The 15,816-nt window shown below is 66.6% G+C and carries 8 protein-coding genes; 5 read left to right on the top strand and 3 right to left on the bottom strand.

Going from position 1 to position 15,816, the window contains the following annotated elements; genetic code table 11:
- Positions 1–60: 60 nt before the first annotated feature.
- Together PI246_RS14935 and PI246_RS14930 are read right to left on the bottom strand one after the other, a co-directional pair.
- Positions 61–3,180 (bottom strand): TonB-dependent receptor, encoded by a 3,120-nt coding sequence (locus tag PI246_RS14935; protein ID WP_320552108.1) that lies wholly within the window; start codon positions 3,178–3,180, stop codon positions 61–63.
- 788 nt (positions 3,181–3,968) lie between these two features.
- A complete protein-coding gene (locus tag PI246_RS14930; protein ID WP_320552107.1) occupies positions 3,969–7,025 on the bottom strand; it encodes a TonB-dependent receptor in 3,057 nt (1,018 codons plus the stop codon).
- Positions 7,026–7,490: 465 nt separating this feature from the next.
- Here PI246_RS14930 and PI246_RS14925 point away from each other — a divergent pair, with 465 nt between their 5' ends.
- On the top strand, positions 7,491–9,149 hold the full coding sequence (locus PI246_RS14925) for a Na+/H+ antiporter (RefSeq protein WP_320552106.1): 1,659 nt from the start codon (positions 7,491–7,493) through the stop codon (positions 9,147–9,149).
- Here PI246_RS14925 and PI246_RS14920 read toward each other — a convergent pair.
- Positions 9,146–9,934: a TatD family hydrolase gene (locus tag PI246_RS14920; protein ID WP_320552105.1), complete on the bottom strand. Its 789-nt coding sequence runs from the start codon at positions 9,932–9,934 to the stop codon at positions 9,146–9,148. The genes PI246_RS14925 and PI246_RS14920 overlap by 4 nt on opposite strands.
- 372 nt (positions 9,935–10,306) lie before the next feature.
- Here PI246_RS14920 and PI246_RS14915 point away from each other — a divergent pair, with 372 nt between their 5' ends.
- The 4 genes from PI246_RS14915 to PI246_RS14900 form a co-directional block, all read left to right on the top strand.
- Entirely contained in the window at positions 10,307–12,238 is a 1,932-nt protein-coding gene (locus tag PI246_RS14915; RefSeq protein ID WP_320552104.1) for a S8 family peptidase, read from the top strand.
- 140 nt (positions 12,239–12,378) lie between these two features.
- The gene (locus tag PI246_RS14910) at positions 12,379–12,816 is read left to right on the top strand and encodes a post-PEP-CTERM-1 domain-containing protein (RefSeq protein WP_320552103.1); all 438 of its coding nucleotides are present in this window, start codon (positions 12,379–12,381) and stop codon (positions 12,814–12,816) included.
- Complete coding sequence (locus tag PI246_RS14905) at positions 12,813–14,759, top strand: PA domain-containing protein (protein ID WP_320552102.1); 1,947 nt, start codon at positions 12,813–12,815, stop codon at positions 14,757–14,759. Before PI246_RS14910 ends, PI246_RS14905 begins: the two co-directional genes overlap by 4 nt.
- 185 nt (positions 14,760–14,944) lie before the next feature.
- On the top strand, positions 14,945–15,816 hold an 872-nt coding region (locus tag PI246_RS14900), incomplete at its 3' end, for an ESPR-type extended signal peptide-containing protein (protein ID WP_320552101.1).

Genomic DNA, 15,816 nt, shown 5'->3' with positions numbered 1-15,816 from the left:
GGAAATTTGCGAAGGTGGCGCGCCGTCACGGCGCGCCCCTCGGTCTTGTTGTGATGCGGATCAGAGCGAGAAGTCGTACTCGGCCGACAACTGCACGTAACGCGGCGTCTGGAAGCCGGTCGGGATCTTGTACGTGCTGCCCGACAACGACGCACCGCTGCCGTCTTCGCCCACTTCGTTGATCGTGGTGGTGTGCTGCTTGTTGAAGATGTTGAAGACGTTCGCCGACACCGTCAGGCCCTTCGCCCAGGCGGGCTTGTAGGACGCGTTCAGGTCGATGTTCCAGTAGGTCGGCGTGCGGCCGACCGAGCCGCGCTTCATCACCATGCCGTCGCAGTACAGGTAGGCACCCGAACCGTAGCCGCCGTTGACCTGGCCGTCGATCGGATTCAGGCCGTAGCAGTTCTCCGGACGACCGGTCTGGAACACGCCGTTGGCGCCCACCATCCATTCGTCGGTGATCTGCCACGCGCCGTACACCTTGAGGGTGTGCTTACGGTCGTTGGGCAGGTAGCCGTTGGTGCCGGCCATGATTTCCGGATAGTCGAACAGCTCGGTGGTGCCGGTGTCGGCCTGGCCGTTGCTCGAGTCCACGCCGCCTTCGGAGTTGCCGCGCAGGTGCGACCAGACGTACGACGCCTTGAGGTACCACACGTTGTCGAAGTTGCGTTCGGCGGTGAGCTGCAAGGCCTCGTACGAGCGCTTGTAGCTGGGCTCGCCGATGTCGTTGCCGGACAGGTTGATGTTGTAGAGCGTGCCGGTGGCGTCGAGCGGCGTGCGCAGCGTGACCTTGCTGCCCGGGTTGAAGATGTAGCAGCCCGGGATGTTGGAGAACGGCGGCGTCAGGCTCGTCGTGTCCAGGTTGGTGCCGTAGGTGGCATTGGCGTACTTGGCGATCGGGCGGAAGTCGCACGAGTCGTCGATGCCCGTGAGGATCTTGCGGTAGATCGCCTTGGCGCCGAGCGTCCAGTCACCCACCTGCTGCTGGGCGCCGAGGATGAACTCACGCTGCTTGAACGGCTTGAGGTCCTGGGTGGCGACCGACTGCGGGTTCGGTACCACGCCGGCCTCGCCGTTCTGGTACACCGGCTGCGTGCGCGCCGGGAAGGCGGCGGCGTAGCCGGGCGGCAGGGGGCCGAGGCCGATCGGTGCGCCGGTCTGCGGGTCGGTGCCCTGGTAGCTGAAGTACTGCTGCTGGTAGATCGACGCCGAGGCGCCGCGCAACGCGACGTTGCCGTCCAGCGGCAGCGAGTAGTCGCCGGCGCTGCCGTAGATCTTCAGCGTGGAGTCGCCGTGCACGTCCCACGAGAAGCCCAGGCGCGGCTGCCAGCTGTGCACCTGCTTGACGTAGGTCTGGCCGAGGCTGTTGGTGTTCTCGAAGCCGTCGTTGCGCACGCCGATGCGCGCCATGAAGTTGTCGGTGACGTGCCACTCGTCCTGCAGGTAGTACGACTTCTGCGTGATCCCCACCTGGGCACCCGTGGCGAAGATCGTCTGCTGCACGACGTTGTCCGACGGCGCCGTGGTCGGGGCGTAGCCGAGGATGCTCTGCGGGATCGACGAGTAGGTATAGAGCGCACCGCCCTCGTAGGACGTGCCGGTCGAGGTCGCGAAGTGATCCCGTGCCCAGCCCGCCTTCAGGTCGTGATCGCCGAGGTGGTACTCGAAGTCGATGCGGCCGGCGTTGCGCTTGTCTTCGCCGTCGGGCGTATTGAGCGAGCCCGCGAAGCCGCAGTGCGGCAGGGCCGGCGCGCTGCCGCTGGTCACCGGCGTACGGTTGTCGGTGATGCCCGGGCAACCCGGCGAGTTGGCGGCGTCGAAGATGTTGCCGTCGTACGTTTCGACGATGCCATTGGCGGCGGTGGCGAAATTGGTGCGGCGGCTCTTGTTCTTACCGTACTGCGCGGTGATCGTGAAGTCGTCGGTGACGTAGCTGGTGTACTTCAGAATGTTGGTCATGCCGCCGGTCTTGTCGTAGACCTGGCCGAGGTAATCGCCCCGCTGCGGCTGGTTGTTCGCATCGTACGAGTAGCCGTAGACGCGCTGCGACTCGGTCTGCGTGTCGCTGAAGCCGGTGTATTCGAGGATGTTGCTGTCGTTGATGTTCCAGTCGAGCTTGACCAGGTAGGTCGGCGCCTTGAACGTGGTGCGGTTGTAATTGCCCGAGCCGTCGGCGGGGCCGTAGTACGAATCGTTGGTGCGCGTGCCGCCGACGAGGGCGAACATGAACAGCTTGTCCTTGATCAGCGGGCCGCCGAGCCAGGCGTTCCAGCGCTGGCCGAAGTCGGTCGCGCCGCCGCTGTTGTTGTTGCCGATCAGGAAGTTCTGGTTATGGCGGTCGTTGCGGTACAGCGTGCCGTTGTTGAGGTAGACGTTCGGCTGCTGCGACTGGAGCTGGTACGGGTTCCAGGTGTAGTCGACGCCGCCCTTCCACTCGTTCGTGCCGCGCTTGGTGTTGACCGAGATCACGCCGCCGGTGGAGTTGCCGTAGAGCGCGTCGTAGCCGCCGTCCTGCACTTCCTGCGAGTCGATCGCTTCGAACGGCACCTGCGAATAACGCAGGCCCTGGAAGAAGTTGGTCAGGTTGAAGCCGTTGACGTAGTAGCTGTTCTCGGCCACCGAGGCGCCGCCGAACGAGGCGAGGTTGCCGAACGCGGCGTCGCCACGGGTGGCACCCGGCGCGAGCAGGGCGACCGCGGTCTGGTTACGCGCGATCGGCAGGGCCTTGATCTGGTCGGAGGTCAGCACGGTAGTCGTCTGCGCCGAGGCCACGTCGATCGGCGGCAGGGCGTTGGCGCGCACCGACACCGTGCCAAGGTCCTGCGCGCTGGCGGCGGACGCGCCGGCCGCGCTGGATGCGAGGTTCAGGTTGAAGCCCTGGCCGGCGACGACCTGCACTTCGCGGGTCTGCGTCTGGCCGTTCGTGCCGGAGGTCACCTTGTAGGTGCCCGGCGGCAGCGACACGATGTTGAAGCGTCCATCGCTGCCCACGGTGGCGGAGCGGCTCACGCCGTTGCCCGTGTTGGTGGCCGTGATGGTGGCACCCGGTTGGGCGGTGCCGAACACGCTGCCTGAGGTGCTTTGCGCCATGACCTGGCCGGACACGACGCCCAGGCCCAAAGCGATGGCGAAAGCAAGGGAACGCCGCGCGGCGCTCCGGTACGAATAACGCGAATCCATGAATCGTCTCCCCGAAAATTGGTGCAAGTCACCGCGCATACCCGGCAAGGTGCGCGGCAGTGTTCTCGTCTGGCCGTCCCAAGCCCCCTCGCGGCATGGCTGCGCTCCACGCGTGCCGCCGCCCGTGCCGGTTAACGAAACCGAAACAAGCGTGCTGAAGCTACGCGCGGTGGTGGGAGCGACTCAATGCCAGAAGCATGAACGAAAGAGATTGCGGGGATTGCGCAGTATCCGTTCGCAAGGGTGACCGCCCTTTTTTTGCGGCGTTACGTAAGCCCATGCGTGAAGCCCCGGCGAAAAGCCAAGGAATTGCCCCGTGGCTTAACCCTATGATGAAACAAGTTTCATCATCGAAATTAGTTATTGCGGTGGGTGTTCGACGAAAAGCCGGTGTTCTTGCGGTGTTCCCGACAAAAAGTTCGTCACGGACGTCCGGGGACCCTCCCGGCGACCTTATGGCGCGGAGGGTGGTTCGATCCCGCGAGCCGTGGCGCTGTGGCGATCTAGTAGGGCCAGAGCGCGTTGCACCTGGGCGTTTCGTGGGGAGACCTTGGTGTCCACCCTCGAGGCGAAGTTCCGTACAAGGGAGCGGTCGTCCTTGTCGAACGCGGGGGACTGTCCGGGCAGCGAGAGTGGACACCGAAGGCTCCGACCTCACCGTCCGAGCCGGCCGCGCGGCCTGCATCCATGCGACATCCCCGCACTTGCGCGACCAACTCAAAAAAAGGCCGCCCGTGATGGGCGGCCAATATCTGGGGAAACGTACTGCGTTTTTTCGTTATGCGATGTCAGAGCGTGAAGTCGTAACGGGCGCCGAACCGGACGTAGCGTGGATCCTGGAAGGAGCGGGCACGCTTGTAGTTGGGGTTGGGCAGGCCGGACGCCGTCTCTCCGGTTTCGAAATACTGGGTCGCGCGCTGCTTGCCCAGGATGTTGAAGACGTCCATCGTGAACGACAGCTTGTGATCGGCGAATGCCGGCTTCCAGGCCGCGCTCATGTCGAGCGTGTAGGTCCACGGCGTGCGGCCGAACGTGCCACGCTTGGCCGGTTCGCCGTTGCACCAGAAGTAGTTGTTCTTGTAGTTGAACGGGTCGCCACCCGCCGAGCTCGGGCGCAGCCCCAAACAACTGACCGGGTAGCCCGACGCGATGCGGGTCACCGTGGAGAACTGCCACTCGTCGGTCGGCGCGAACGTGCCGTACACGCGCAACTGGTGCTTCTGGTCGTTCGGCAGGTCGCCGTTCGTGTTCTCCATGATCTCCGGGAAGTCCCAGCTCTCGGTGGTCGACACGTCCGCCTGCACGATATTGGAATCAAGCTGGCCTTCGGAGTTGCCGAAGCTGCGCGAGTACGTGTAGTCGACCTTGCCATACCACTTGTCGCTGAACTGGTGCTCCAGGTACAGGTCGATCATGTAGTAAGAACGCTTCGCCTTGGGCTCGCCGATGTCGGCGGCGGTCAGCGGCACGCTGAGGTACTGGCCCGGGGTCGGTGCCAGCGTGAAGGTATTGGCGCGACCCGGGTTGAACAGCCAGCAACCCGTGCTGGCGGCGATACCGGCGGCCACCTGGGCGCTGAGGCCGTTGCGATCGCCCCAGGCCTGAAGCGGACGCGGATCGCAGGTGTCGTCGATCAGGCTGCGCAGCCGGCGATACATCGCCTTGGCGCCGCCCGTCCAGTTGTCACCCAACTGCTTGTCGAAGCCCAGGATGTACTCGTCCTGGTAGTACGAATGCAGCTTCTGGGCCGACACGGTCTTGGCGTCGGGCGGGGTGCCGTTCGCGCCGTTGTTGAAATAGACGCCCGACCACGGGCCCTGGCCCAGGCCGGTCGGCACGCCGGTCACCGGATCGATGCCGGTGAAGCTGAAGTACTGGGACGGGTAGCTGGACGGGCCGGCACCACGCACCGCGACGGAGGTGGGCAGGCCCAGGTGATAGCGACCCGCGTTGGCGTAGATCTTCAACGTGCTGTCGCCATAGACGTCCCACGACGCGCCCAGTCGCGGATCCAGCTGGTGGCGGGCGTTCGCGTAAGCCTGACCCGCGCCGTTGTAGTTCGTGAACTGCTCGTTGCGCAGGCCGATGTAGCCATGCCAGCGATCGGTGATCTGCCAGTTGTCTTCGACGAACTGCGAACGCTGGTTGGTGCGGGCCGAGGTGCCCGTCGAGAGCGCGGTGGACTCCACGAAGTAGCCGTTCGGGAAATCGGCGGGGTTGTAGAGGGCGGGACTCAGGCCGAGGCTCGTGAGTCGGTCGCGGATCGCCTGTCCGTCACCCAGGTCGTTATAGTTGTAACCCGTGCCACCAACGGGCACCGCACCCCAGGTCGCGCGGAGCACGTAGTTATCCATGCCGGCGCGCAGATCGTGGTCGCCCAGGCGATACTCGATCGACGCGCTCCAGCCGCGCGTGCTGTCCTTGGATCCCGGCAAAAGGGACGTCGTCGCGCCGACGGTACAGCCGGTCTGCGGGTTGCCGGCGAACGCGACGCGGTTATCCGTGATGCTCGGGCACGCCGTGCCGGAGGCCGACGTTACCGTCTGCTGATGGTCCGAGTTCGAGCGCCCGTACATCGCGCTGAGGGTGAGGTCATCGGTGATATAGCCGGTGTAGTGGCCGATGTACGTCTGGCCGCCCGGCGTACCGTTGGTCTGGGTGCCGTTGTAGTTCTTGGTGTACTGGTGGCCGAGATACGGACCGCGACCCGTGGTGTAGTTGTAGGCGTAGATCGACGAGTCGGTGGTCTCGGTATCGCCGATGCCGGTGAACTCGAGGATGTTGTTATCGGTGATGTTCCAGTCGATCTTGCCCAGCCAGCGGCTGATCTTGCTGGTGTCGCGCTCATCGTCGCTGACGGTGGTTGGGCCGGTGTATTTGCCGGTCTGCTTGATCCAGTCGGCGGCGGCGAAGAAGAACAGCTTGTCCTTGATCAGGGCGCCACCGAGCGAGCCGGAGTACTGCAGGTTGTCCTGGTCGCGCTGCGCGTAGAGGTTGCCGCGTTGATACGGGGTGCCGTCGCGGAGGTTGACGTTGCGCGGCTGCTGCTGCAGCTGGCTCGGCGACCACAGCACCTGGATGTCGCCCTTCCATTCGTTCGAACCGCGCTTGGACACGACGTTGATCACGCCGCCGGTCGAACGGCCGTATTCCGCGCCGTAGCCGCCGATGAGCACCTGCTCCTGGTCGATGGCGTCGTAGGGCAGCTGGCGCGAACTCACGCCCGTGAGCGGGTTCGTCGCCTGGAAGCCGTTGATGTAGTAGGCGTTCTCCGAGGCCGATGAACCGCCGAAGGACAGCGCGTTGCCGTAGCCGCGGGCTGCCGGCGTGGTGCCGGGGGCGAGCAGCGCGACCGAGCTGATCGACGTGCGTGCGATGGGCAGCTTGTTGAGCTGGTCGGCGGTGAGCACGGTGCGCGAGTCGACCGAGCTGACGTCGATGCTGGGCAGGGCGTTGGCGGTGACCTGCACGCCGCCCAGATCCGTCGGGCTGGCTGAGGCCGTGGCGGCCGCGAACGACACCTCGGTGCCCTGGGCGATCTGCGTGGATACATTCTTGTGCGAGTCGACAACGGCGCCGTTGTGCATCAGGCTGACCGTGTAGTTGCCGATGGGCATCGAGTTCGCGCGATAGCGGCCGCTGGCGTCGACGGTGATGTCGCGGCGCAGGCCGGTGTCGGTGTTTTCGATGTGCACGACGTCACCCGGCGTGGCCGAGCCGAAGATCGAGCCGGTGGCGTTGCTCTGTGCGGCGGCGCTGCCGGCGCCACCGATGGCGACGGCGATGGCGGTGGCGAGGACGAGTCGTCGCCGGTGGCGAGCGAGCGGACGTGTGATGGACTGCATGGGACCTACCCTCCTGGAAACGTGTGGACGAAGCGACCCGCATCCGCGCGGCACGCGGACGTTCCACCCTCGCGGGCGGGACGGGTCACGGGGTTGGAAAAGCGTCTCAAGCGCCGTTCGCCTCTTCGTGGGCACACGGCGTAAGACGTCAAGGCAAGCGGACGGGCGCGCCCTGTGCGGTGGGTAGGAGCCAAAGCGGGTGTGGCATGTCGGTTCTCCCCAAAACGAGCAAACGCCGGATGGCGAAAGCCGGTTAGCGTGTTCACCTGCCCCTGGAACACGCGTGGCCGACGGCACCGAATCGATGCGTGAAAATAACGTAAACCCCTGTTACTCAAGGGAACAATAAGAATAAGTCCTAGGCAGGTTCTTGCGCCTCATGGCAAGATATTGCGATATCTCGCGACGTCGCGGCCTTGCGCGTGTTCCTTGCCGGATCGACTCACTCCGCTTAGCGTCAGGCGCATGGAACTCGTCATCACCCTTCTCGTGCTGTTGCTCGTCGTGGCCTTGTCCGGTGCGCTCGTGCGCGTGCTGCCGTTCCGGTTGCCGCTGCCGCTGATACAGATCGGCCTGGGTGCCTTTCTCGCCCGGCCGCTGGGCGTGCGTCTGGACTTCGACCACGAACTGTTCTTCCTGCTGTTTATCCCTCCGCTGCTGTTCGCCGACGGCGCCCGGATTCCCAAGCGTGAGTTGTTCCACCTGCGCGGACCGATCCTCGCGCTGGCGGTGGGCCTGGTGTTCTTCACCATCGTGGGCATCGGCTACTTCGTGCACTGGATGATTCCGCCGGTGCCGCTCGCGGTGGCGTTCGCGCTCGCCGCGGTGCTCTCGCCGACCGATGCGGTGGCGGTGTCGTCGATCACCGGCGGCACGAAACTGCCGCCTCGCCTGGAGCACATTCTTTCCGGCGAGGCGTTGCTCAACGACGCATCGGGCCTGGTGGCGCTGCAGTTCGCCGTGGCCGCCGAACTCACGGGTCGTTTCTCGCTGCCGGGCGCGGCGCTGGATTTTTGCCTGATGTCGGCCGGCGGTATCGCCGCGGGTATCCTCGTGGGCCGCACCTTCGTGTTGTTCCGCCGGCGGCTGGTGCGCTGGAGCGACGAGGTCGATCCGGCGAGCCAGGTGGTGATGCTCCTGCTGTTGCCCTTCGCGGCCTACCTGCTTGCCGAACACTTCGGCGCGTCGGGCATCCTCGCCGCCGTCGCCGCGGGCATGACGCTGAGTTTTACCGACGTCGGCAAAGGCAGCTACGTGGCGACGCGCATGCAGACCATGGCGGTGTGGTCGATGGTCGAGTTCACCTTCAACGGCCTCATCTTCCTCCTGCTCGGCATGCAGCTGCCCGGCATCGTCGGTGGCGCGAAGCTCGATCTGGCCCAGGCGGGCGGGGGCGAGCTGTGGTATCTCGCCGGCTACGTCGTGGCGATTACCCTGGCCCTCGTGGTGCTGCGCTTCGTCTGGGTGTGGGTGTCGCTGCGTTTTTCCTTCGTGCGTGCACTGCGCAAGGGCGAGACGCGTCCCAAGGTCGGCACGCGGCTGGTCTGGACGACGGCGCTCGCGGGCGTGCGTGGCGCCATCACGATGGCGGGCGTGTTGTCGCTGCCCCTGATGAAAGACGAGGGCGTGCCGTTTCCCACGCGCGAGCTGATGATCTTCCTCGCTTCGGGTGTGATCCTGTGCACGCTGGTGTTGGGCGCCATCGGGCTGCCGTTGCTGGTCCGCGGCCTTCGGTTGCCCGGTGAAGACCCGCGCATACGCGAAGAGCGCAAGGCACGCGCGCTTGCCGCCGAGGCCGCGTTGCGCGGTATCGGCGAACACCACAAGCGCGTCGAGGCGGAAGGTGACGAGCATGCCATCGCGCTGGCGTCGCGCGTGGCGGCGCGGATCATGGGCGACTACCAGCAGCGCCTGGAAGCCGCCGGCGAGGAAGGCGAGGTACCCGAACGGGCGCGCGCCGAAGCCGGCACTGAACGCACGCTGCGTCTGGTCGCCTTACGCGCCGAACGCGACGAGCTGCGCGCGTTGCGCCGTCGCCACGAGATCAACGACGAAACGCTGCGTACGCTCGTGCACGAAATCGATCTGGCCGAAGCGGCGCTTGTCGGTCTGCACCCCGGCTAGGCCAGGCCGAAGAATCGTTCGGCCGTGCGCGTGGTCGATTCGGCCAAGGCCTCCGGCGATTCGCCGCGATCGCGCGCGACCTCATCGCGGATGTGCGCGAGGTACATCGGTTCGTTGCGCCGGTCCTTGGGCATCGGGCGTAGCGTGCGAGGCAGCAGGTAAGGCGCATCTGTCTCGATCATCAGCCGGTCCGACGGGACGCGCTTCACGAGCTCGCGCAGGTGTGCGCCGCGGCGTTCGTCGCAGATCCATCCGGTGATGCCGATGTGGCAGTCCAGGTCGAGGTAATCGCGCAGGGCATCGCCGTCGTCGGTGAAACAATGCACCACCGCGGCCGGCACCCGGTCGCGATAGTGCCGCAGGATGGCGATGAAATCGGGGTGCGCGTCGCGCTGGTGCAGGAACAGCGGCTTGCCCACCTCGACCGCGATCGCCAGCTGACGTTCGAACACGTCGCGCTGTACGTCCCGGGGCGAATAGTTGCGGTTGTAATCGAGCCCCGTCTCGCCGACCGCGCGGACCTCGGGTTCGGCCACGAGCTGGCGCAGCACCTGGTCGGTGGCCTCGTCGTAGTCGATCGCATGGTGCGGGTGCACCCCGGCGGTGGCGAACAACCGCCCCCCGCTGCGCCGGGCCAACGCCAGGGCCTGCTCGCTGCCCTCGCGCGACGCGCCGGTCACCACCATGCGTCTTACCCCGTGGGCGCAGGCCCTTTCGAGCACGGCGTCAAAATCCTGACGAAAGGAATCGTGGGTGAGGTTCGCGCCGATGTCGATCAAGTCCATGATTTGCTTTGCTTTGGGACGAGGGTTGGAAGGGCGTTCGCGCGCGTTATCCGCGCGCAACATTATGAATTTAAACGCATAGATGCTTGTGCATCGAGTCTTTACGCAACTTTTCGCCTAGGCCATCCGGAAACGAAAAAAGTTACCGTCAAAAGATTGACGTTCGTATTTTCGTGCTGTTAGGTTCCAGAGACGGTCGTCATGAAGACGACGTCCAGGGAGCGCGTGCAGGGGAAGAAGACCTTTCGGCAGGGGTTGCCCAAGCGGGCATCCAAGGGAAGGCGACCGGCAACCGGTCGTCTGCCATCAGCACCAGCAGCAGGGGTAGTGCATATGGTAATTCGCAATCGCGCGAGGATGCTTGTCGCCTCGATGTTTCTGGGCCTCGTGCCCGCCGCCGCATTCGGGGCCGACACGGCGTCCGTCGGCAAGATCAACGTCTCGAACCTTCGTGCGCCGGGCGGCTACGACCGCTTCATCGTCACCTACCGTGACGGCACCCGCGAACGCACCAGTGCGTCCGCCGCGACCCAGGCGGTCTCGGCCGCGCTGTCGCGAACCTCGGCCACGAGTGCCTCTCTTCGCGCAGGCCAGGGCATGGCGGCCATACAGGCGACCTACGCACGCAAGCTCGCCACCGGCGCCGACCTGGTGCGCACCTCCCGCAAGCTCTCGCGGACCGACGCCGATGCGCTGATCCGCCAGATCGCCGCCGATCCGGCGGTGCGCCACGTCGAGGCGGACATCATCATGCGCCCGGGCGATGACATCCGCGCGACGGCGGTCAGCCCGTTCGTCCCCAACGACGCCAACTACCAGCGCTACCAGTGGCACCTGCGCCCGGCCGACGGCACGTCCGAAAAGATCGGCAGCGACACCACGTCGTTCGCCAACCTCGGCGGCAGCAACGTGGCCAACGCCTGGAACCTCGCCGACGGCGAGGGCGTGGTCGTGGCCGTGCTCGACACCGGCATCACCCAGCACCCCGACCTCGACACCTCGCTCGCCGACGCGGGTTACGACTTCATCACCGACGCGTTCTACTCCGGGCGCAGCACCGACGGGCGCGTACCCGGCGGTTGGGATCCGGGCGACTGGACCACCGAAGACAAATACCTCGCCGCCAACGGCGGTTGCATCGACCCGTCGCAGGGCGACCAGCAGGAAGACTCCAGCTGGCACGGCACGCACGTGTCCGGCACGGTCGCCGAGCTTACGAACAACGGTACCGGCATGGCCGGTACCGCGTACCGCGCCAGAATCCTCCCGGTGCGCGTGCTGGGCCATTGCGGCGGCCTGAGTTCCGACATCGCGGACGCGATCGTCTGGGCCGCCGGCGGTCATGTCGACGGCGTGCCCGACAACAGTCACCCGGCGCAGGTCATTAACATGAGCCTCGGCGGCCGCGGCACCTGTGCCGCTGGCGACGTCACCGCCGATGCGATCGCCATGGCGGTCTCCCGTGGCACCACCGTCGTGGTATCGGCCGGCAACTCCAACGCCGACGCCGCCAACTACTCCCCGGCGGGCTGCCCGGGTGCGATCGCGGTCGCGGCCAACGGCATCGCGGGCAAACGCACCTTCTATTCGAACTACGGATCCACCGTGGCGCTGTCGTCGCCCGGCGGCGGCGTCTATGCGAACGACGGATCGTCGGGCACGCAGATCTACGCCGGTTTCGTCTGGCAGGCGATCAACGACGGCGCGCATGAACCGGGCGCCCCGGGTTACGGCGGCTTGGCTGGCACCTCGCAGGCCGCGCCGCATGTCAGCGGCACCGTGGCGCTGATGCTGTCGGCGATGAAGGGCGCGGGTCTGGCCGCACCGACGCCGGCCCAGGTCCGCAGCCTGCTCACGTCCTCGGCCAAGCCGTTTGCGTCCACGCCGGACAAACCGATCGGCAGCGGCATCGTCGACGCCTACGCCGCGATCAACAAGGCGCTGGGCAACGGGGGCGGCGATCCGGGCGAACCCGGCGACGCCACTGTGCTCGCCAACGGCGTGCCGATGACCGGCCAGCGCGGCGCGGCCGGCACGACGGTCGCCTATCGCATCGACGTACCCGAGGGCGCTCGAAATCTCGCGCTTCGCACCTACGGCGGTAGCGGTGACGTCTCGATCTACGTGAAGGCGGGTGCGATGGCGTCGTCCTCGAGCTACGACTTCACGTCGGCGAAGCCGTCGATCAACAGCGAAACGGTCATCGTCGCCCGACCGGCGGCAGGCACGTGGTACGTCACCGTCGACGCCGGCGGCAAGGCATTCGCCAACGTCACCGTGCAGGCCAGCTTCACCCGGCCATGAGCGACACCGGTCGGCGGGTTCGCCCGTCGACCGCGGCCGCGCGAGGGGACGTGGCCGCGATGTCTTGCGCCGGCGAGGGGGTCTTCGCCGGTGGGCGTGCAGGGAGGGGTCCCGACGCCGCAATGAGGGAGGTAAAGGTAATGACTTCACGAACAGTGGCACAGGCCGTCGGCCTCGTGCTGACGGGCATGTTCATCTCCGTGGGAGCGGCGCACGCCGCCGACACCCCGTCCGCGCCCACCGCGCCGCGCGCCGTAAGCGCCGGCGTCCAGGTCGCCATCGACCCGGTCACGCACCAGTTGCGGGCGCCGACCGACGCCGAGCGCGCCGCCTACGCCAAGGCATTCCAGGAGCGCCAGAGTCGCATCTCGGCCTTCGCCACGCAGCCGCGCACGCGGGCCGACGCGACCAAGACGTTGCGCACCGTCGATTTCGGCAACGGCATGCGCGGCAAGGCCGTCAAGCTGCCGCAGGAAATGATGAGCAGCGTGGTCGCCACGCGTAACGCGGACGGCACGATCAGCATCCATCACGACGGCGACGACAGCGCCGCGAAGGCACCGGAGGCCACCCGATGAATCGTCGCGGACTTCTCTACACCGCCCTGCTCGCGGCCGGACTGCTCGGCGCGATCAACGCGAGTGCCGCCCAGATCAAGATCGTCAACCAGGACGTCGGCACCGGCCAGGGCTTCGACGACCGGACGCCGGCCACGCCGATCGGCGGCAATCCCGGCACCACGTTCGGCCAGCAGGCGTTCAACGTCTTCCTGTTCGCCGCCGAGATCCATGGCGCCTACCTCAAGAGCAACGTCACCATCGTCAACAACGCGACCTTCGAGCCGCTGGAATGCGATGCCACCGGTGGCGTGCTCGGTTCGTCCGGACCGGTGTCGGTCTTCACCTTCGATAACGCCACCGGCAACGTCCCGGCCAATACCTGGGTGACCGGCGCCGAAGCCGACTCGATCGCCGGTGAAGACGGCGACCCGGGCAATGCGGACATCCAGAGCCAGTTCAACGGTGCGCTCGGTTCGCCCGGCTGCATCGAGGGCTCCAAGTGGTACATGGGCCTCGATCATCAGGTGCCCTCGGGCCAGATCGACTTCCTCAACGTGGTGCTGCACGAGATGTCGCACGGCCTGGGTTTCCTCGGCCTGGACAGCCTTTCCACCGGCCAGCCGTTCCAGGGCAAGCCGGACATCTACAGCTACTACGTCAAGTACAAGGGTACGCCCTGGTACAGCCTCACCGATGCGCAGCGTGTGTCGGCCTCCACCGACGATGGCAACCTCGCCTTCACCGGCGCGACCGTGATCGCCGAAGCGCCGCTCGCGCTGGCGCAACCCGACGTCTATCGCGTCAGCGCGCCGGCCGCCGCCGTGGGTGATTATCCTTACGCGCAAGCGAGCTTCGGCCCGCTCGCCACCGCCTCCAACTTCGCCGGCAGCGTCGTCCGCGCCGTGCCGAACGATGGCTGCTCGGCGATCACCAACGCCGCCGACATCGCGGGCAAGGTCGCGCTCATCGATCGCGGCAGCTGCGATTTCACGGTGAAGGCGCTCGCCGCGCAGACCGCCGGCGCCAGTGCCGTGCTGCTGGCCAACAACCAGGCCGCGGCGGTCACGCCCGGCGGCACTCCCGCCTCGCCGGTCAACATCCCGGTGATCCTGGTCAACCAGACCGCGGGCAATACGCTCAAGGCCAACCTCTCCGGCCTCACCGGCGCGGTTGGCAAGGGCAACGGCCTGGCGGGTACCAACGCCGACGGCGTGCAGATCTACGCGCCCGCGCAGCTGGCGCCGGGTTCGTCATTCTCGCACTACGACACCCGTCTTACCCCGAACGCGATCATGGAGTACGCGATCAGCCAGGATCTGCGCGGCGAGATCGACCTCGACCTGGGTCCGGCGCTGTTCAAGGACATCGGCTGGGGCATCGACTACAGCAACCAGTTGCTGCTGACCTGCGATACCGGCATCCCGCGCGTCGTGCCGGGCGGCATGATTATCGGCGCCAACGTGATCGCCAACGCGAAAATCCTCGCTGGCAGCGCCGCCGACGTGGGCGCGTACAGCACCGCGGTACGTAACTACGCCTCGCAGCTCGCGGCGAACGGCCTGGTGACCGCCGACCAGGCCAGCAGCCTCAACGCGTGCCTGTCCGACGATCAGGTCAAGGCCCAATACGCCGCCTGGGGTCCGCCCTCGGCACCGTCCGCCATCGCGCTGGGCAACAACACGGCGTTGAACGGACAGAAGGGTGCTGCCGGTGCCACCACGGCGTATTCGCTCGACGTGCCGGCCAACGCGAAGTCGCTGAGCCTGCGCACCTTCGGCGGCACGGGCGACGTGTCGATCAGCGTGACCGACCCCTCGGGCAAGGTGACCACGCCGGCGAATCGTCCGGGCAACTCCGAGATGTATACGGCCACGAAGCCGGCTTCTGGCACGTGGACGCTCACCGTGAAGGGCGAGAAGGCCTACACGAACGTGAGCGTGCTCGGTACGTACGTGAAGTAAACGCGCCACGCGAAGGGGCCCCGCCGGACGGGGCCTCTTCCGCCGCCTTCGGCGGCAAGGGGCAAAGGGGAACGGTTCTGGACGGCATGTCCGCCGCGCGAAGGCGACGGACCGGCGGCGGGCCGCGCACGGCGCGGCACGCGCATCTATTCGCTCATGAGCGGGCACTGGGAGGAAATTTTGTCGTGAATACCATCTATAGCAAGGTTTGGAACAAGTCGCTGGGCATGCTCGTCGTCGCCTCGGAATTCGCCCGGGCCAACGGCAAGGGCGGCTCCACCCGTCGCACGCGTGCCGCGATGGCGGCGCTACCCCTGGCCGCCGGCATGCTGCTGGCGCTGGGTAGCGCGCCGGCGCAGGCGGGCGACGGCAGCAACGTGTGCGGTGGATACCTGCTTGGCTTGCAGGGCAAGTCGCCCGTCGCCAACGGCAAGGATGCGTTCGCCTGCGGTACGTCGGCCAAGGCCGGTGGTGCCTACAGCACCGCCGTAGGCACGAAGGCCCGCACCAACGACAACGGCACCGCGCTCGGCTATGACGCTCAGGCCACGGGCGCATGGTCGACGGCGTTGGGACAGTCCTCTCGTGCGAGCGGTACCGATAGCGTCGCCGTCGGTGAGTCATCGGTGGCAAGCGGTTCAGCCAGCGCCGCGTTCGGTACCGACGCGCAGGCGACGGCGAAGAATTCGGTGGCGCTGGGCGAAAGCTCCATCGCCAACCGCGCGAACACGGTCTCGATCGGTTCGGTCAATGCCGAACGTCAGCTGACGAATCTCGCGGACGGTACGCAGGCGACCGATGCGGTCAACAAGCGCCAACTCGATACGGTTTCCGGTAACGTGGCGGGCGTGTCGACGCGTGTGGACACGCTGTCGCGATCGGTCGACGCGGTGTCGGGTCAGGTGGGGCAGTTGAGCGACGACGTGGCCGATGTCGCGCGCTATCACCAGGCCACCGGCCTCGGCGATGGCACCGACGACGCGCAGGCGATCGGCCAGTACGCGACGGCGTCGGGCTCGGGATCGTTCGCAGGTGCCGACGGCGCCAGCGCGTTCGG

The sequence above is a fragment of the Luteibacter sahnii genome (genome assembly GCF_034063545.1).
GTDB lineage: Bacteria > Pseudomonadota > Gammaproteobacteria > Xanthomonadales > Rhodanobacteraceae > Luteibacter > Luteibacter sahnii.
This window is presented reverse-complemented; position numbering and strand designations above follow the sequence as displayed.